This is a genomic window from Geodermatophilus saharensis, from assembly GCF_900188205.1.
GTDB classification, from domain to species: Bacteria; Actinomycetota; Actinomycetes; order Mycobacteriales; family Geodermatophilaceae; genus Geodermatophilus; species Geodermatophilus saharensis.
In genome coordinates, this window is sequence record NZ_FZOH01000006.1 from 198,868 (window position 1) to 215,954 (window position 17,087).

Sequence of the window (17,087 nt, forward strand, 5' to 3'; positions counted from 1 at the left end):
GCACGGCCGGTGGTCAGGGGGGCGGTGCGACGGAGCCGCGGGGAGCGGCCCGGTCTGCGGTGAGCCGGCGTCCGGCGGACACGGTGTGCCCGGACCGGCTGAGCTCGCGGCCCCGCGGGTGGTGCCACGGGGTCGTCGTCCGCGGGGCAGCACTGGCCCGGTTCCGACACGTGCGACGACCCAGGATCGCTGGGGAGTCTGCCCAGGAGGGTACACAGCCGCAACGCGCCGTCCACGCGTCCCGACGGTGTCCGCGGCGCGTCCGCTCAGGGCGTCCCGGGTGTGTCGGAGGAGCGGTCCGCCGACCGCCGGACGTCCGGTGCGGCGGGGTCGCCGGCCACCTCGCCGTCGGGGTCCCCGGGGGTGTCCCCGGCGGTGTCGTCGGTGGGGTGCACCCGGTCGACGACCTCCCGCGGGCGGCCGCGCTGCCACACCAGGTAGGCGACGGCGAGCAGGCCGACCACGATGCAGGTGAACACGTTGAGCCGGACGCCGAGGATCCGGTTGGCGTCGTCGATGCGCAGCAGCTCGATCCACAGCCGGCCGGCGCAGTACAGCGCGACGTAGAGGGCGAACGCCCGGCCGTGGGAGAGGCGGAACCGGCGGTCGGCCCACACGACGACGGCGGCCGCGGCGAGGTTCCACAGCAGCTCGTAGAGGAACGTCGGGTGGAACGTGGCGAAGGCCTCGTAGCCGGCGGGGCGGTGCGCGGCGTCGATCTCCAGCGCCCACGGCAGCGTCGTCGGCCGGCCGAAGAGCTCCTGGTTGAACCAGTTGCCGAGGCGGCCGATGGCCTGGGCGACCAGCAGGCCGGGGGCGATGGCGTCGGCGAAGGCCGGCAGCGGGATGCCGCGGCGGCGGCAGGCGATCCACGCGCCGACGCCACCGAGGGCGATCGCACCCCAGATGCCGAGGCCGCCCTCCCAGATCGCGAAGGCCCGCAGCGGGTCGCCGCCCTCGCCGAAGTAGGGCTGCGGCGTGGTGACGACGTGGTAGAGCCGGCCGCCGAGGATGCCGAAGGGCACCGCCCAGACGGCGATGTCGAGGACCTCACCGGGCCGCCCGCCGCGGGCCACCCAGCGCCGCTCGGCGATCCAGCAGGCGGCCACGATGCCGGCGATGATGCACAGCGCGTAGGCCCGCAGCGGGAACGGCCCGAGGTACCAGGTGCCCTGCGCGGGGCTGGGGATCGCCGCGAGCGTGCTCACGAGGGCACGCCCGCACCGCGGCGCACGCCCTCGGCGAGCTCGGCCGACAGCGCCCGCACGCCCTCGGGGCCACGGCCGTCGAGCACCCGCCGGACGTAGGCGGACCCGACGATGACGCCGTCGGCGAAACCGGCCACCTCCGCGGCCTGGTCGCCGGTGGAGACGCCGAGGCCGACGCACACCGGCAGCTCGCCGGCGACGGCGCGGGTGCGGGTGACCAGCCGCTCGGCCGCGTCGCTCACCGTGGCCCGGGCGCCGGTGACGCCCATCGTCGAGGCGGCGTAGACGAAGCCGCGGCAGGCGGCGACGGTGGCGGCCAGGCGGGCGTCGGTGGACGACGGCGCGACGAGGAAGACCCGGTCGAGGCCGGTGCGCTCGGTGGCGGCCAGCCACGGGGCGGCCTCGTCGGGGATCAGGTCGGGGGTGATCGCGCCCGCGCCCCCGGCGGCGGCCAGGTCGTCGGCGAACCGGTCGACGCCGTAGTGCTCGATCGGGTTCCAGTAGCTCATCACCACCGGCACCGCCCCGGCGTCGGCGACCGCGCGGACCGCGCCGAACACGTCGCGCAGGCCCACGCCGGCCCGGACGGCGACGTCCATCGCCTCCTGGATGACCGGGCCCTCCATGCCGGGGTCGGAGTACGGGACGCCGATCTCCACCGCGTCGGCGCCGCCCTCGACCAGGGCGACCATGGCCTCGATCGAGCGGGGCACGTCGGGGTACCCGACCGGCAGGTAGCCGAGCAGCGCGGCCCGCCCCTCGGCCCGCGCCTGCGCGATCCGGTCCTGCAGCGCGCTCACGCCGACTCCCCCGCGTCCTGGCCGGCGACGGCCTCGTCGTTGACGACCGCGCCCTCGGTGGGCCGCTGGTCGGTGTCCATGCCGGCGCCGGGCTCGACGTGCTCGCGGTCGCCGAGGCCGAACCAGCGCGACGCCGTCTCCACGTCCTTGTCGCCGCGGCCGGAGAGGTTGACCAGCAGCAGCGCGTCGGGGCCCAGCTCCCGGCCGAGGACGAGCGCCCCGGCGAGGGCGTGCGCGGACTCGATCGCCGGGATGATGCCCTCGGTGCGGCACAGCAGCGCGAAGGCCTCCATGGCCTCGGCGTCGGTGACCGGGCGGTACTCGGCGCGGCCGACGTCGTGCAGGAAGCTGTGCTCCGGGCCGACGCCCGGGTAGTCCAGGCCGGCGCTGATGGAGTGGGACTCGATCGTCTGCCCGTTGTCGTCCTGCAGCAGGTAGGAGCGGGCGCCGTGCAGCACGCCCGGCGCTCCCCCGGTGATGGTCGCGGCGTGCCGGCCGGTGTCGACGCCGTCGCCGCCGGCCTCCAGGCCGACCAGGCGCACGCCCTCGTCGGGCACGAACGCGGTGAAGATCCCGATCGCGTTGGAGCCGCCGCCGACGCAGGCCAGCACCGCGTCGGGGAGCCGGCCCTCGCGCTCGAGCACCTGCGCGCGGGCCTCGTCGCCGATGACCCGCTGGAAGTCGCGGACCATCGCCGGGAACGGGTGCGGGCCGGCGACGGTGCCGAAGACGTAGTTCGTCGTCTCGACGTTGGTGACCCAGTCGCGGAAGGCCTCATTGATGGCGTCCTTGAGGGTGCGCGAGCCGGTGGTGACCGGGATGACCTCGGCGCCGAGCAGCCGCATGCGGGCGACGTTGAGCGCCTGCCGGCGGGTGTCCTCCTCGCCCATGTAGATGGTGCAGGACAGCCCCATGAGCGCCGCGGCGGTGGCGGTCGCGACGCCGTGCTGGCCGGCGCCGGTCTCGGCGATGACCCGCTGCTTGCCGATCCGCCGGGTCAGCAGGGCCTGGCCCAGCACGTTGTTGATCTTGTGCGAGCCGGTGTGGTTGAGGTCCTCGCGCTTGAGCAGCACCCGCGCGCCGCCGGCGTGCTCGGCGAAGCGGGGCACCTCGGTGACCGGGCTGGGCCGGCCGGTGTAGTCGCGCTGCAGGGCGGCGAACTCCGCCAGGAAGGCGGGGTCGACGCGCATCGCCTCGTAGGCCTCGGTGAGCTCGTCGAGCGCGGCGATCAGCGCCTCGGGGACGAAGCGGCCGCCGAAGACGCCGAAGTGGCCCGTGGCGTCCGGCCAGGACGGACGCGCCGGAGCGGGTCGGTCCTGGGGCGGGTGCACGGCGCTGCTGGTCATGCGCCCAGTGTCCCGCGCCGCGGCGCCCGTGCGGTGGAGGGGGTCCGCGGGGCCGTCAGCGGGTCGTGCGGGGCACCGCGGGGTGCGACCCGGCGGTGACCAGGTCGGCGACCGCCTGGCGGGGGTCGCCGGCGGTGACCAGGCCCTCGCCGACCAGGACGGCGTCGGCACCGGCGGCGGCGTAGGCGATGAGCTCGCGCGGGCCGCGGACGCCGGACTCGGCGACCTTGACCACCTCCGAGGGCAGGCCCGGCGCGATCCGCTCGAAGGTGCCGAGGTCGATCTCGAGGGTGGTGAGGTCGCGGGCGTTGACGCCGATGACCGAGGCACCGGCGGCCAGGGCGCGGTCGGCCTCGGCCTCGGTGTGCACCTCCACCAGCGCCGTCATGCCCAGCGACTCGACCCGCTCGAGCAGGCCCAGCAGCGCGTTCTGCTCCAGGGCGGCGACGATGAGCAGGACGACGTCGGCGCCGTGCGCCCGCGCCTCGTGCACCTGGTAGCTGCTGACGACGAAGTCCTTGCACAGCACCGGCACGTCGACGGCGGCGCGGACGGCGGCGAGGTCGGCCTGCGAGCCGCCGAACCGGCGCCGCTCGGTGAGCACGCTGATGACCCGGGCGCCGCCCGCGGCGTACTGCCGGGCGAGGACGGTGGGGTCGGGGATGTCGGCGAGGGCGCCCTTGCTGGGGCTGCGGCGCTTGACCTCGGCGATGACGCCGACACCGGGCTCGCGCAGGGCGGCGAGCGCGTCCCGCGCAGGGCGGGCGTCGCGGGCGGCGGCCTTCACCTCGGCCAGCGGGGTGGCCACCTCGCGCGCCGCGACGTCCTCACGGACGCCGGCGACGATGTCGTCGAGGACGGTCACACCGCCTCCTCGCTGCTGGTCGTCGGGTCTGCCCGGTCCCGCCGGGACGGTCGCTCCACCCTAACGGCGGCGGTCCGGGGGGCCGGGCGCCGGGTCGTCGGCGGGTTCCCCGTCGTCGGTGGGGTCGTCCCCGCGGTCGAGCGCACGCCAGGCGTCGAGCGCCCGCTCCTCCTCGGTGCGCGCCCGCGCCGGGGCGGGCGCGGCGGCCGCGGGCGTGCGCTCGTAGCGGCCGCCCATGCCGGGCCACCGCCGTCCCCGGGCGAGGACCAGCCCGCCCGCGGCGAGCGCGACGACGGCCGCGACCAGGCAGAGCGCCGGCCAGGCGGCGGCGAGCTCGGCGGTGCGCCGCTCCCCCGGCGCCGCCGTCCCGGGATCGGCGGCACCGGTCAGCACCCGCAGCCCCGACCAGCCCAGCGCCGCGCCGGAGAGCACCACCAGCGCGCCGACGACGGCGCGCCCGGCGCCGCGGACGGCGAGCACCGCCACCGCGGCGGCGAGCAGCAGCAGGCCGGCGGCGGGGACCAGCGGGGCGAGCGCCGACCCGGTCAGCGCCTCGGTGACCGGCGGCAGCGGCGGGCGGCGGGTGACGGTGACCGTGGACCAGGTCTGCCCGCCGGCCGTCAGCGCGAGCGCGCCGGCCAGCGCGCAGCCGGCCAGCGCCGTCCCGAGCTCGCGCCGCGCCGTCGGTGTCACCTCACCTCCCGCATGCCCTCCGCCGTCGCGATCGCCGAGAGCACCGCCCGCGCCTTGTGCCGGGTCTCGGCCTCCTCGGTGGCCGGGTCGCTGTCGGCGACGATGCCGGCGCCGGCCTGCACGTAGGCGCGGCCCTGGTGCAGCACGGCGGTGCGGATGGCGATGGCCATGTCCATGTCGCCGCCGGCGTCGACGTACCCGACGGTGCCGGCGTAGAGCGCCCGCCGGGTGGGCTCGAGCGACTCGATGATCTCCATGGCCCGCGGCTTCGGGGCGCCGGAGACGGTGCCGGCCGGGAAGGTGGCGTCGAAGACGTCGAGGGCGTCGCGGTCGGGGCTGACCTCGCCGGAGACGGTCGAGACCAGGTGCATGACGTGGCTGTAGTACTCGACGCGCATGAAGTCGGGCACCTCGACCGTGCCCGGCACGCAGACCCGGCCGAGGTCGTTGCGGGCGAGGTCGACGAGCATCACGTGCTCGGCGCGCTCCTTGGGGTCGGCCAGCAGGCCCTCGGCCAGCCGCAGGTCCTCCTCCTCGGTGGCCCCGCGCGGGCGGGTGCCGGCCGGCGGGTGGACGACGGCCTGGCTGCCGGTGACGGTGACCAGCGCCTCCGGGGAGGAGCCGACGACGTCGAAGGGCGTCTCCCGGCCGGCGAAGCGCAGCAGGTACATGTACGGCGAGGGGTTGGTCGCCCGCAGCACCCGGTAGAGGTCGAGCGCGTCGACGTCGGTGTCGGTCTGGAACCGCTGCGCGAGCACCACCTGGAAGGCGTCGCCGGCGCGGATGTGCTCGCGGACGGTCTCCACCCCGGCCTCGTACTCCCCCGGCGCCATGGTGCTGCGCACCGGCGGCGGCTCGGCCGGGGTGAAGGTGGCCACCCCCGGCGGCACGGCCTTGGTGAGGTCGGCGGCCATGGCGTCCAGGCGGGCGACGGCGTCGTCCCAGGCCGCGCCGGCGTCCTCGGCGGTCCGCCGGAACGCGTTGGCGATGAGCAGCACGGTGCCGTCGGTGTGGTCGAGGACGGCGAGGTCGGTGACCAGGGCCAGCGACAGCTCGGGCATGCCGAGGTCGTCGGCGGCGGTGGTGGGCAGCCGCTCCAGGCGCCGGACGACGTCGTAGCCGAGGTAGCCGACCAGCCCGCCGGTGAGCCGCGGCAGGTCGGGGGTGCGCGGCGAGCGCAGCCGCCGGGACAGCGTGCGGACCGCGGCCAGCGGGTCGTCGGGCAGGTCGTCGGTGACGCCGGGCAGCCGGTCGCCGAGCCAGAGGGTGCGCCCGTCGCGCTCGGTGAGGACGCCGGCGCTGCGCACGCCGACGAAGCTGTAGCGCGACCACCGCTTGCCCTGCTCGGCCGACTCCAGCAGCACGGTGCCCGGGCGGTTGCCGGCGAGCTTGCGGTAGACGCCGACCGCGGTCTCGCCGTCGGCCAGCAGCCGCCGGGTGACCGGCACGACCGGCTGGTCGGCGGCGAGGAAGTCCTCGCGGGACGGGGTGGTCTCACCGAGCCGCACGGGTGACCTCCAGGTCGCGGGAGAAGCAGGAGCGCGCGCCGGTGTGGCAGGCCGGGCCCTCCTGGTCGACCATCACGAGCAGCGCGTCGCCGTCGCAGTCCAGGCGCACGTCGCGGACCCACTGCCGGTTCCCGGAGGTCTCGCCCTTGACCCAGTACTCCCGCCGGCTGCGCGACCAGTAGGTGGCGCGGCCCGTGGTCAGCGTGCGGCGCAGCGCCTCGTCGTCCATCCAGGCGAGCATGAGCACCTCGCCGGTGCCGTGCTGCTGGACGACGGCGGCGACCAGCCCGGCGGGGTCGCGGCGCAGCAGCGCGGCGACGGCGGGGTCGAGAGCGGAGTCGACGGCGGGCATGCCGGCGATTCTCCCCCGCCCGCGGGGCGGGCCCGCTCAGCGGCCCCGCAGCGCCCGGCGGACGGCGAGCCAGCGCCCGCTCGGCGGGGACAGGGCCAGCGCGGCGGTGGTCACCGCGACCGCGCCGAAGGCCAGCGCGGTGCCGCCGAAGACCAGCCGGTCGGTCTCGTAGACGCCGAACGGCCCGGCTCCGACCTGGTACAGCCACCAGCCGACGACGCCGAGCTCCACCGCGCAGGTGACCACCAGGGTCCGGCGGTCGATGCCGGCGGCCAGCAGCACGACGCCGGTGACCAGGGCCCCGGCGGCGGCGAGCTCCAGGAGCGCCAGCACCAGGCCCTGCCGCGGCACGGGAGAGCCCAGCTCGCCGTAGAGGTCGCTGGCACCGGCGAACCACCAGGTGGCTCCCGCCCCGGGCACCGAGGCGGCGGCGAGCAGGCAGGCGAGCACGCACGCGGTGACCAGGGTGCCCGGCCGGCGCGGCGCGGCGGAGGGCGGCAGCGGGGGCGCCGCGGGCGGGAACGGAACGGGGTGCCCGGGCCGGCCGGTCACCGCACGCCCCCCTCGGCCGGCTCCGGTCCGTCGGCCCAGCGGCGCACGCTGCCGGCCAGCAGCAGGCCCAGGCCCACCGCCGGCGCGGCGGCGAAGAACAGGACCAGGCCGATCAGCACGGCGCCGGGCCCGATCTCGTCGGTGAACCCGTCGAGGGTGCTCAGCCGCACGACCCAGTACAGACAGAGGACGAGCTGGACGGCGAAGCCGACCAGCAGCGTCAGCCAGGTCGGACGGCTGCGCCGGTTGAGCACCAGGATGCCGCCGACGACGAGCGCCACCGCGGACAGCAGCTGCACGACGGTGACGACGACGGCCTCGGTGACCAGCGAGTCGGCCTCCGCGTCGCCGCCGAACTCCGTCGACAGCAGGCCGAGGGTGCTGGCCAGCAGGAGCAGGTAGGCCGAGGACAGGGCGACGACCCCGGCCTGGACGAAGGCGAGGACCGCGGCGGCCACGACCTGCCCGGGGCGGCGCGGGCGCGGCGGCGCGGGCGGGCCGTACGCCCAGTAGGGCACCGGCGGGGGCGCCCAGCCGTACCCGGCCGGCGGGGAGGCCGGCGCCGGCGGGGTCGCGTACGACGGGGGCCCGGCGTAGGCGACCTCCTCGGTCTGCGTGTCCGGGTCGGCCCAGGGACTGCCGGGGGTGGTCCCGGGGGTGGTCACAGCGCCGCCGCCAGCGCCCGGCCGGCCACCCGACCGGAGAACAGGCAGCCGCCGAGGAAGGTGCCCTCCAGCGACCGGTAGCCGTGCACGCCCCCGCCGCCGAAGCCGGCGACCTCCCCGGCGGCGTACAGGCCGGGGAACACCGCGCCGCCGGGCCGCAGCACCCGGGCGGACAGGTCGGTCTCCAGCCCGCCGAGGGTCTTGCGGGTCAGCAGGTTGAGCCGGACGGCGATCAGCGGGCCGGCCTCGGGGTCGAGCAGCCGGTGCGGCGGGGCGACCCGGATGAGCTTGTCGCCGAGGTAGCTGCGGGCACCGCGGATGGCGGTCAGCTGCAGGTCCTTGGTGAAGGCGTTGGCGACCGCGCGGTCGCGGGCGAGCACCTCGCGCTCGACCGTGGCGAGGTCGAGCTCGGGGGTGCCGCCGGTGACGCGGTTCATGCCGGCGACCAGCTCGGGCAGCGTGGGAGCGGTGACGAAGTCCTCGCCGCGGTCGAGGAATGCCTGCACGGGGGCGGAGACGCCGGCCCTGACCCGGTTGACCAGCAGCCGGAGGTCCTTGCCGGTCAGGTCCGGGTTCTGCTCGGAGCCGGAGAGGGCGAACTCCTTCTCGACGATCTTCTTCGTGGCGACGAACCAGGTGTGCTCGTACCCGGTCGCGCCGATGTGGGCGAGGGTGCCGAGGGTGTCGAAGCCGGGGAACAGCGGGACCGGCAGCCGGGTGCCGGTGGCGTCGAGCCACAGCGACGAGGGCCCCGGGAGGATGCGGATGCCGTGCCGGTCCCAGACGGGCGAGTGGTTGGCGATGCCCTCGGTGTAGTGCCACATCCGGTCGCCGTTGATGACGTTCGCGCCGGCGGCCTCGGTGGCCTGCAGCATCAGCCCGTCGACGTGGGCGGGCACCCCCGACAGCAGCCGCTGCGGCGCCGGGCCCAGCCGGGCCGGCCAGTTCCTGCGCACCAGCTCGTGGTTGCCGCCGATGCCGCCGGAGGTGACGACGACGGCCTGCGCGGCGATCTCGAACTCGCCGACGGCCGTGCGCGAGCTGGCCTCGCCGCGGGCGGCGCCGCTGGGCTCGAGCACCTCGCCGCGGACCCCGGTGACCGCACCGTCGGTGACCACTGGTCCGGTGACCCGGTGGCGGAAGCGCAGCTCGACCAGCCCGCGGTCGACCGCGGCGCGCACCCGGCGGGCGAACGGCTCGACGATGCCCGGGCCGGTGCCCCACACGATGTGGAACCGCGGCACCGAGTTGCCGTGGCCGGTCGCGGTGTAGCCGCCGCGCTCGGCCCAGCCGACGACCGGGAAGAAGCCGACGCCCTGCTCGCGCAGCCAGGCCCGCTTCTCCCCCGCGGCGAACTGCAGGTAGGCCTCGGCCCACTGCCGCGGCCAGTGGTCCTCCTCGCGGTCGAAGCCGGCGGTGCCGAACCAGTCCTGGCGGGCGAGCTCGAGGGAGTCGCGGACCCGCAGGCGGCGCTGCTCGGGCGAGTCGACGAGGAACAGGCCGCCGAAGGACCACCAGGCCTGGCCGCCGAAGGAGGCCTCCGGCTCCTGCTCGACGAGCACCACCCGCTTGCCGGCGTCGGCCAGCTCGGCGGTCGCCACCAGCCCGGCCAGCCCGGACCCCACCACGACGACGTCTGTGTCCACCACGGCGGGCACGCTAGCGGCCGCGCGGCCGCCCGCGGTCCGGACGGGCCGTCGCCGGCGGCGGGATCCCCCGGCGGGGTCGGGTCCACTCCCGGATCGGGCGGCGCACCGCGAGCACCAGGCACCCGACCGGGCCGGTGAGCAGCAGCAGCGCCCAGCCGACGGCGCCGCCGTCGCCGAGGACGCCGAACAGCAGCGCGACGCCGAGCAGCAGCAGCACCGACGGGACGGTGGCCAGCGTGAGGACCAGCCAGCCCCGGCCGCGCCCGAGCAGCACCAGCGCGGAGCCGGCCAGCGCGACCAGCGCCAGCGCCGCCAGGGCGGCCCCGACCCAGGTCCGGCCCGGTTCGGGCTCCTCCAGCAGCCGGGCGAGGTAGAGGTCCTCGGCGGCGACGAGCAGCCCGAAGACGGCGGCGAACGGCGCGGTGAGCGGCCGGACCGGCGCCGGGGGCAGGGCCCGGGCCGACGGCGCGGCCGCCGCTCGCGGGGAGCGCCGGGTTCCCGCCCGGCGGGGTGGGGACGACGGCATGCCGCGCAGAGTAAGGACCTCCCTGCACCCCGCCACTCGCACGCTCGCGGCGGGCCCCTGCCGGGAGGCCACCTGCCCGGGACGGGGTCAGGTCTCGCGGCCGCGCCGCTGGGCCCGCGCGTCGGCCAGCCACCGGCCCACCGGCGGGGACAGCGCCAGCCCCGCGGCCAGCACCGGGCACAGCGCCAGGACGAACGGCCCCGGGCCCACCGGGTCCCCGACCGACCGGGCGGTGGCGACCACGAGTCCGGCGACACCGCACGCGACGAGCGCGGAGACGACCAGCGGCACCCGACCGCGCCGGTACAGGAACCAGGTGAGGGCGAAGATCTGCAGGAAGGGCGGGACGATCAGCAGGACCAGGGTGAACCACTCGCGCCCGTCGTCGGCCTGCAGCCCGCCGAGCGCGTAGACCAGGAAGGCCACGAGCGCCAACGGCAGCACGCCCAGCCCCGCCAGGACGGCGGCGGCGACGGCCGGCACGGGGGTCCGGGGAGACGGGCTCACGTGGCGCAGCCTAGAAGAGCGAGGGGGTGGTCAGGCCACGCGCTCGGGCTCCCCGGCCGAGGACCGCCGCCACGAGGCGTGCAGCCCGGCGTAGGGCCCGACCGCGTCGACCAGCTCGGCGTGCGCCCCGCGCTGCACGACCCGTCCGGCGTCGACGACGAGCACCTCGTCGGCGCGCTCGGCGGTCGACAGCCGGTGGGCGATGGTCAGCGTGGTGCGGCCCTCGGTGAGCCGGTCGAGGGCGAGGGTCAGCCGCCGCTCGGTGGCCGGGTCGACGGCGCTGGTGGCCTCGTCGAGGACGAGCAGGTCGGGGGCGGCGACGTGCGCGCGGGCGATGGCGACCAGCTGCCGCTCCCCCGCCGACATCGAGTCACCGCGCTGGCCCACCGGCGTCGCCACGCCGTCGGCCAGGCCGCGCACCCAGTCGCCCAGGCCGAGCTCCTCGAAGGCCGCGGTCACCTGCGCGTCGGTGAGGCCGGGCCGGCCGTAGCGGACGTTGTCGGCGACGGTCGCGTCGAAGAGGAACCCGTCCTGCGGCACCATCCCGACCCGCCGGCGCAGGGAGGAGAAGGCGACGTCGGTCAGCGGCACCCAGCCGGCGGCGTCGGAGCCGAGCAGGACCCGGCCCTCGGTGGGGTCCATGAGCCGGGTGACCAGCTTGGCCAGCGTCGTCTTGCCCGAGCCGGTCTCGCCGACGACGGCGTAACTGCGGCGCGGCGCCAGGGTCAGGTCGACGTCCTGCAGCGCGGGCCGCGCGCCCTCCGCGTAGCGGAAGCCGACGTGCTCGAGGCGGACGCCCAGCGGCCCGGCGGGCAGGTCGCGTGCGGCGCCGGTGGCGGCCGGGTCGCGGACGTCGGGCTCGGTGTCGAGGACGTCGAGCACGCGGCGGAACCCGGCGAGGGCGTTCTGCGCCTCGTTGAGCACCTCGCTGGCGGTCTGCACCGGCGCGACGAACAGCGTGACGAGGAACAGGAAGGCGATCAGCGTGCCGGCGCTGATGTGGCCGGCCAGACCCAGCAGCACCCCGACGACGACCACCGCGGCGTTGGCGATCGCGGCGACGAACTCGCCGCTGACGAACACCGCCGCGGTCACCTTCTGCGCGTCGACCTGGGCGCGGTAGTGGCGGCCGATGGAGCGGTCGAGCCGGGCGGCGGTGCGCTCGCGGATGCCGTAGGCGCGCACGGTCGGGGCGCCCACGACGGACTCCGAGACCGCGGCGAGCACGTCGCCGACCCGCTCGCGGACCACGCCGTAGGCGACAGCCAGCCGCTTGGCGAACCAGCGCACGGCGAAGCCCAGCGGCACGAAGCAGACCAGCACCAGCAGGGTCAGCTGCCAGGAGTAGACGAACATGACCGCCGTCGCCACGACCAGCTGGCCGAGGCTGACCACGCCGAGCACGCCGCCCCACTGCATGAAGGTGGACAGCTGGTCGACGTCGCTGGTGACGCGGGAGACCAGGGAGCCGCGGCGCTGCCCCTGCTGGTGCAGCACCGACAGGTCGTGGACGTGCCGGAAGGCGCGCGTGCGCAGCCCGGCCAGCGCGGTCTCGGTGGTGCGGAACAGCCGCACGTTCATCCGGTACACGGCGACGCCGGTGAGCAGGACGACGGCGGCGCAGACGAGCACCAGCGTGCGGACCAGGCCGAGGTCGGGCCCGCCGGGGGCGAGCAGCCCGCGGTCGACCACCTGCTGGACGGCGATCGGCACGACCACCCGCCCGGCGGTGGCGACCAGCGCGAGGGCGAAGGTGGCCGGCAGCCCGCGGCGGAACTCCGGCATCGCCCGCAGCCCGCGGCGCAGGGTCGCGACCGCGCCGTCCCGTCGTCCGGTCACGCCGCCACCTCCGCCTGCGAGTAGGCGCGCACCAGCGCCGCGTAGCCGGGGACGGCGGCCAGCAGCTCCTCGTGGCTGCCGCGCGCGGTCACCCGGCCGCCCTCGAGCCACACCACCTCGTCGGCGAGGGCGATGGTGGCCTGGCGGTAGGCGACCACGACGACGGTGGAGGGCCGGTCGGCACGGTTGGCGGGGTGACTGCGCAGCGCGTCGAGGATGCGGGCCTCGACGGCGGGGTCGACGGCGCTGGTGGCGTCGTCGAGGACGAGCAGCCGGGGACGGCGGACGACGGCGCGGGCCAGCGCGATCCGCTGCCGCTGCCCGCCCGAGAGCGTGGCGCCGCGCTCGCCGACCCTCGTGTCGAGGCCCTCGGGCAGCCGGTCGACGAAGTCCTCGGCGGCGGCCACCCGCAGCGCGGCGCGGACCTCGTCGTCGGTGTAGGGGCCGCCGAGGGTGACGTTGCCGCGCACGGTGTCGTCGAAGAGGAAGGTGCCCTGCGGGACGAAGGCGGCCTGGGCGCTGACCTCGCCCTCGCGCAGGCTGCGCACGTCGACGCCGTCGAGCAGCACCTCCCCGCTGGCGGGGTCGACCAGCCGCACGAGCAGCCCGGCGAGGGTGGACTTGCCCGACCCGGTCGGCCCGACGACGGCGACGGTGCTGCCGGCGGCGACGTCGAAGGTGACGCCGGAGAGCACCGGCCGGGCGGCGCCGTCGAAGGCGTGGTCGACCGCGCGCAGGGTCAGGCCGGCGCCGCCGTCGCCGCGCACGGCCGTCCCCGCCCCGTGCGGCGTCTCGCCGGTGGCGTCGAGGACGGGGGTGACCCGGTCGAAGCCGGCCAGGGCGCGCGGCAGGTCGGCGAGCACCCAGCCGATCGCGCGGATGGGCAGCGCGAGCAGGGTGAACAGGTAGGCGACGCTGACCAGGTCGCCGGCGTCGGTGCCGCCGGAGGCGACCCGGCCGGCGCCGACCAGCAGCACGGCGAGCGTGCCGAGGCTGGGCAGCGCCTCCATCATCGGGTCGAACAGCCCGCGCACCCGGCCGACGGCGACCAGCCCGTCGCGCAGCTCGTACGCGCGCTCGCTGAACCGCTCGCCCTCGACGTCCTCGCGGCCGAGGGTCTTGACCACCAGGCCGGCGTCGAAGCTCTCGTGGGCGATCTCGCTGACCTCGGCGCGCAGCTGCTGGGCCCGCCGCATGCGCGGGCTCATCACCTGCGAGTAGACGACGTTGACGGCGAAGACCAGCGGGAAGACGACCAGGCCGACCAGCGCGAGCACCGGGTCGGTGGCCACCAGCGCGCCCACGGTGATCGCGATCATGATCAGCGCGCCGCAGGCGAAGGGCAGCGGCGAGACGAAGAACCAGGCGGCCTCGACGTCGGAGTTGGCGTTGGACAGCAGCTGGCCGGTGGGGTGGCGCTGGTGCCACGACAGCGGCAGCCGCAGGTACTGGGCGGTGACCCGGCGGCGGTAGTCGGCCTGCAGCCGGTAGGCCATGATCCCGGCGAACAGCCGCCGGCCGAGGATGCCGAGGATCTTCAGCAGCGCCACGCCGAGCACGACCGCGACGGTGAGGGTCAGGGCGGCGGCGGTGGTGTCGCCCTGGTCGAAGGCCGGCAGCACCACCCGGTCGGTGAGCTCGCCGATCACGAAGGCCGACAGCACCGTCATCGCGCCGTAGAGGCCGCTGGCCAGGACGGCGAGGGTGAACATCCCCGGCTGCTCGGCGATCGCGCGGCCGACGTGGCGCAGTCCCCGCCGGACGACGGCGTCTCGAGCGGGGGGCACGGGTCTCCTCGGGATCGGGCCGCGGCGACGCGCCGCGCGTACTTAGTCACGCTAACCGATCGGCGCCACGGGGGCCGCCGGGTTTCCGGGGAGCGCACCGTCGGTAACCCGGCGCGGTGACCGATGCTTCCCGCCCGTTCGCCGCGCGCGAGCGCGCGGCCCTCGCCGACCTGCTCGCCGGCCTGGGGCCCGACGCCCCGACCTGTTGCGAGGGGTGGACGACGGCGCACCTGGCGGCGCACCTGGTCACCCGCGACCGGCGCCCCGACGCGCTGCCGGGCTACGCGCTGGAGCGCACCCCGGTGGGCGGGCGGGCGCACGCGTACTCCGCGCGGCTGGAGGAGCGGCTGCGCACCTCGACGCCCTACCCGGAGCTGGTGGCCCGCGTCCGGCAGGGCCCGCCGCCGTGGCTGCCGGGGGGCTGGGCGCCGGTGGCGGCGCTGACCGACACCGCCGAGTTCGCGATCCACCACGAGGACGTGCGGCGCGCCCGGCCGGACTGGGAGCCGCGGACGCTGCCGCTGGCCGACGCCGACCGGCTGTGGAGCGCCGCGCAGCTGTTCGCCCGCACGGTCGCGCCGCGGTACCCCGGCGGACTGGTGCTGCAGCGCAGCGACGTCCCCGGCCCGGGCAGGCGGATCCGCGGGGGCCGCGAGGTCACCACCGTCGAGGGCGAGCCGCTGGAGGTGCTGCTGTGGGCCACCGGCCGGCGCGGCGTCGCCCGGGTCGCCGTCCGGGGCGGCGCACCCGCCGCCTGAGGGCGTGCACTTCCGCGGAAGTGCCCGGGTGGCCGGTGTGCACTTCCGCGGAAGTGCCCGGGTGGTCCGTGTGCACTTCCGCGGAAGTGCACAGGACCCGGCCTCGCCGTCAGCGCAGGGGGGTGTCCGCGGCCGTCCGCACGGGGACGCCGGCCCGCGCCAGCGCCTGCTTGACGTCGCCGATGCGCAGCGTGCCGAAGTGGAAGACGCTCGCGGCGAGCACCGCGTCGGCGCCGGCCTCGACGGCGGGCGGGAAGTGCTCGACCGCGCCGGCGCCACCGCTGGCGATGACCGGCACCGACACCTCGCGGCGGACCGCGCGGATCAGCTCGGTGTCGAAGCCGGCGCGGGTGCCGTCGGCGTCCATGGAGTTCAGCAGCACCTCCCCCACCCCCAGCTGCGCGGCCTGCACCACCCACTCGACGGCGTCGCGGCCGGTGCCGCGCCGCCCGCCGTGCGTGGTGATCTCGAAGCCGGAGTCGGTGACCGCGCCGTCGCGCACCCGGCGGGCGTCGAGGGAGAGCACGAGCACCTGGTTGCCGAAGCGGTCGGCGATCTCGCCGATGAGCTCCGGCCGGGCGACGGCGGCGGTGTTGACGGCGACCTTGTCCGCGCCGGCCCGCAGCAGCCGGTCGACGTCGTCGGCGCTGCGCACCCCGCCGCCGACGGTCAGCGGGATGAACACGCTCTCGGCGGTGCGGCGGACGGCGTCGTAGGTGGTCTCGCGGTCCCCGGAGCTGGCGGTGATGTCGAGGAAGGTGAGCTCGTCGGCGCCCTCGGCGTCGTAGACGCGGGCCATCTCGACCGGGTCGCCGGCGTCGCGCAGGTCGACGAAGTTGACGCCCTTGACCACCCGGCCGGCGTCGACGTCCAGGCACGGGATGACCCGCACGGCGAGGCTCACGACCCGGCTCCCCGGACCGCGTCGGCCTCGAACTCGACCATCATGTCGGGGTGCAGCAGCGAGGCCACGCCGATCATCGCGCTGGCCGGCCGGACGTCGCGGAAGACCTCGCCGTGCTCGCGCGCGACCTCCTCCCAGCGGGAGGTGTCGGTGACGTACACGCGGGTGCGGACGACGTCGGCGGGGGTCAGCCCGGCGCTCGCCAGCGCGTCGACGAGCACCCCGAGGGCGACCCGCGCCTGGGCGCCGATGTCGCCGGGGTGCACGACGACGCCGTCGACGGTGGCGGTGCAGCCGCTGACCCAGGCCTGGTCCCCGACGACGACGATCCGGCTGTACCCGACGAACTCCTCCCACGGCCCGCCGGAGCCGATGCGCTGCGCGGTCACGCCGCGGCCTCCCGGGTGACCGCGAGCGCCTCGGGGAGGGTGAAGGCGCCGGCGTAGAGGGCCTTGCCGACGATCGCGCCCTCGACGCCGGCACCGGTCAGCCCGGCCAGGGCCCGGACGTCGTCGAGCGAGCTGACCCCGCCGGAGGCGACCACCGGTCTCGGCGTGGCGGCGCAGACGTCGCGCAGCAGGTCGAGGTTGGGGCCGCGCAGCGTGCCGTCCTTGGTGATGTCGGTGACCACGTAGCGGGCGCAGCCCTCGGCGTCGAGGCGGGCGAGGGTCTCGAACAGCTCGCCGCCCTCGCGGGTCCAGCCGCGGGCGGCCAGCCGGGTGCCGCGCACGTCGAGGCCGACGGCGATGCGGTCGCCGTGCTCGGCGATGGCGCGGGCGCACCACTCCGGGGACTCCAGCGCGGCGGTGCCGAGGTTGACCCGGCGGCAGCCGGTGGCGAGGGCGGCGGCCAGCGACTCGTCGTCGCGGATGCCGCCGGAGAGCTCGACGTCGACGTCGAGCGCGCCGACGACGCGGGCGAGCAGCTCGCGGTTGCTGCCGCGGCCGAAGGCGGCGTCGAGGTCGACCAGGTGCACCCACTCGGCGCCGTCGCGCTGCCACTGCAGGGCGGCGTCGAGCGGGTCGCCGTAGGAGGTCTCGCTGCCGGCCTCCCCCTGCACGAGCCGGACGGCCTGGCCGTCGGCGACGTCGACGGCGGGGAGCAGCTGGAGGGTCGGCACGGCGTCCA

At 76.8% G+C, this 17,087-nt stretch carries 18 protein-coding genes; 1 reads left to right on the forward strand and 17 read right to left on the reverse strand.

Translation table 11 applies throughout. The features are described from left to right. Positions 1-266: 266 nt before the first annotated feature. The 14 genes from lgt to CHC04_RS16025 all read right to left on the reverse strand — a co-directional run bounded on the left by lgt (position 267) and on the right by CHC04_RS16025 (position 14,297). Positions 267-1,208, reverse strand: coding sequence for a prolipoprotein diacylglyceryl transferase (gene lgt / locus CHC04_RS15960; protein ID WP_089404921.1), 942 nt, complete (start codon positions 1,206-1,208; stop codon positions 267-269). Beyond that, positions 1,205-2,008: a tryptophan synthase subunit alpha gene (gene trpA, locus CHC04_RS15965; protein ID WP_089404922.1), complete on the reverse strand. Its 804-nt coding sequence runs from the start codon at positions 2,006-2,008 to the stop codon at positions 1,205-1,207. The genes lgt and trpA overlap by 4 nt, the downstream gene beginning before the upstream one ends. After that, the gene (trpB, locus tag CHC04_RS15970; RefSeq protein ID WP_089404923.1) at positions 2,005-3,354 is read right to left on the reverse strand and encodes a tryptophan synthase subunit beta; all 1,350 of its coding nucleotides are present in this window, start codon (positions 3,352-3,354) and stop codon (positions 2,005-2,007) included. Before trpB ends, trpA begins: the two co-directional genes overlap by 4 nt. Positions 3,355-3,409: 55 nt before the next feature. After that, a complete protein-coding gene (trpC, locus tag CHC04_RS15975) occupies positions 3,410-4,219 on the reverse strand; it encodes an indole-3-glycerol phosphate synthase TrpC (protein WP_089404924.1) in 810 nt (269 codons plus the stop codon). 60 nt (positions 4,220-4,279) lie between these two features. Continuing rightward, positions 4,280-4,912, reverse strand: coding sequence for a Trp biosynthesis-associated membrane protein (locus CHC04_RS15980; protein ID WP_089404925.1), 633 nt, complete (start codon positions 4,910-4,912; stop codon positions 4,280-4,282). Continuing rightward, the gene (locus CHC04_RS15985) at positions 4,909-6,420 is read right to left on the reverse strand and encodes an anthranilate synthase component I (RefSeq protein ID WP_089404926.1); all 1,512 of its coding nucleotides are present in this window, start codon (positions 6,418-6,420) and stop codon (positions 4,909-4,911) included. Before CHC04_RS15985 ends, CHC04_RS15980 begins: the two co-directional genes overlap by 4 nt. Continuing rightward, positions 6,407-6,772, reverse strand: a complete 366-nt coding sequence (gene hisI / locus CHC04_RS15990) for a phosphoribosyl-AMP cyclohydrolase (RefSeq protein WP_089404927.1) — start codon at positions 6,770-6,772, stop codon at positions 6,407-6,409. Before hisI ends, CHC04_RS15985 begins: the two co-directional genes overlap by 14 nt. Positions 6,773-6,808: 36 nt before the next feature. Next, complete coding sequence (locus CHC04_RS15995) at positions 6,809-7,324, reverse strand: hypothetical protein (RefSeq protein ID WP_089404928.1); 516 nt, start codon at positions 7,322-7,324, stop codon at positions 6,809-6,811. After that, the gene (locus CHC04_RS16000) at positions 7,321-7,989 is read right to left on the reverse strand and encodes a DUF6264 family protein (RefSeq protein WP_089404929.1); all 669 of its coding nucleotides are present in this window, start codon (positions 7,987-7,989) and stop codon (positions 7,321-7,323) included. The genes CHC04_RS15995 and CHC04_RS16000 overlap by 4 nt, the downstream gene beginning before the upstream one ends. Further along, positions 7,986-9,638 carry an FAD-binding dehydrogenase gene (locus tag CHC04_RS16005; RefSeq protein ID WP_089405042.1) on the reverse strand — a complete coding sequence of 551 codons (1,653 nt, stop codon included), beginning with the start codon at positions 9,636-9,638 and terminating at the stop codon, positions 7,986-7,988. Before CHC04_RS16005 ends, CHC04_RS16000 begins: the two co-directional genes overlap by 4 nt. Positions 9,639-9,648: 10 nt before the next feature. Further along, positions 9,649-10,164: a hypothetical protein gene (locus tag CHC04_RS16010; protein ID WP_089404930.1), complete on the reverse strand. Its 516-nt coding sequence runs from the start codon at positions 10,162-10,164 to the stop codon at positions 9,649-9,651. A gap of 87 nt (positions 10,165-10,251) precedes the next feature. Beyond that, positions 10,252-10,671, reverse strand: a complete 420-nt coding sequence (locus CHC04_RS16015) for a chromate transporter (RefSeq protein ID WP_141233824.1) — start codon at positions 10,669-10,671, stop codon at positions 10,252-10,254. A 30-nt stretch (positions 10,672-10,701) separates the two neighbouring features. Next, positions 10,702-12,510 (reverse strand): ABC transporter ATP-binding protein, encoded by a 1,809-nt coding sequence (locus CHC04_RS16020; protein WP_245817304.1) that lies wholly within the window; start codon positions 12,508-12,510, stop codon positions 10,702-10,704. Then, entirely contained in the window at positions 12,507-14,297 is a 1,791-nt protein-coding gene (locus CHC04_RS16025) for an ABC transporter ATP-binding protein (protein WP_217897400.1), read from the reverse strand. Before CHC04_RS16025 ends, CHC04_RS16020 begins: the two co-directional genes overlap by 4 nt. Before the next feature lie 116 nt (positions 14,298-14,413). Between CHC04_RS16025 and CHC04_RS16030 the strand changes: the two genes are divergently transcribed. Then, on the forward strand, positions 14,414-15,055 hold the full coding sequence (locus tag CHC04_RS16030) for a TIGR03085 family metal-binding protein (RefSeq protein ID WP_089404932.1): 642 nt from the start codon (positions 14,414-14,416) through the stop codon (positions 15,053-15,055). A gap of 109 nt (positions 15,056-15,164) precedes the next feature. On the opposite strand, the gene hisF is transcribed toward CHC04_RS16030, so the two are convergent. From hisF to priA, 3 genes are read right to left on the reverse strand one after another with little or no spacing between them, the layout of a single operon-like run. Beyond that, entirely contained in the window at positions 15,165-15,959 is a 795-nt protein-coding gene (gene hisF, locus CHC04_RS16035) for an imidazole glycerol phosphate synthase subunit HisF (protein ID WP_089404933.1), read from the reverse strand. Further along, on the reverse strand, positions 15,956-16,348 hold the full coding sequence (locus CHC04_RS16040) for a RidA family protein (protein WP_089404934.1): 393 nt from the start codon (positions 16,346-16,348) through the stop codon (positions 15,956-15,958). The genes hisF and CHC04_RS16040 overlap by 4 nt, the downstream gene beginning before the upstream one ends. After that, on the reverse strand, positions 16,345-17,079 hold the full coding sequence (gene priA, locus CHC04_RS16045; protein ID WP_089404935.1) for a bifunctional 1-(5-phosphoribosyl)-5-((5-phosphoribosylamino)methylideneamino)imidazole-4-carboxamide isomerase/phosphoribosylanthranilate isomerase PriA: 735 nt from the start codon (positions 17,077-17,079) through the stop codon (positions 16,345-16,347). The genes CHC04_RS16040 and priA overlap by 4 nt, the downstream gene beginning before the upstream one ends. Positions 17,080-17,087: the final 8 nt, after the last annotated feature.

What these genes read in the sequence shown, in the direction of transcription:
- CHC04_RS16010 (WP_089404930.1), bottom strand. Translation starts at nt 10,164, where the DNA reads ATGCCGTCGTCCCCACCCCGCCGGGCGGGAACCCGGCGCTCCCCGCGA.
- hisI (WP_089404927.1), bottom strand. Translation starts at nt 6,772, where the DNA reads ATGCCCGCCGTCGACTCCGCTCTCGACCCCGCCGTCGCCGCGCTGCTG.
- trpB (WP_089404923.1), bottom strand. Translation starts at nt 3,354, where the DNA reads ATGACCAGCAGCGCCGTGCACCCGCCCCAGGACCGACCCGCTCCGGCG.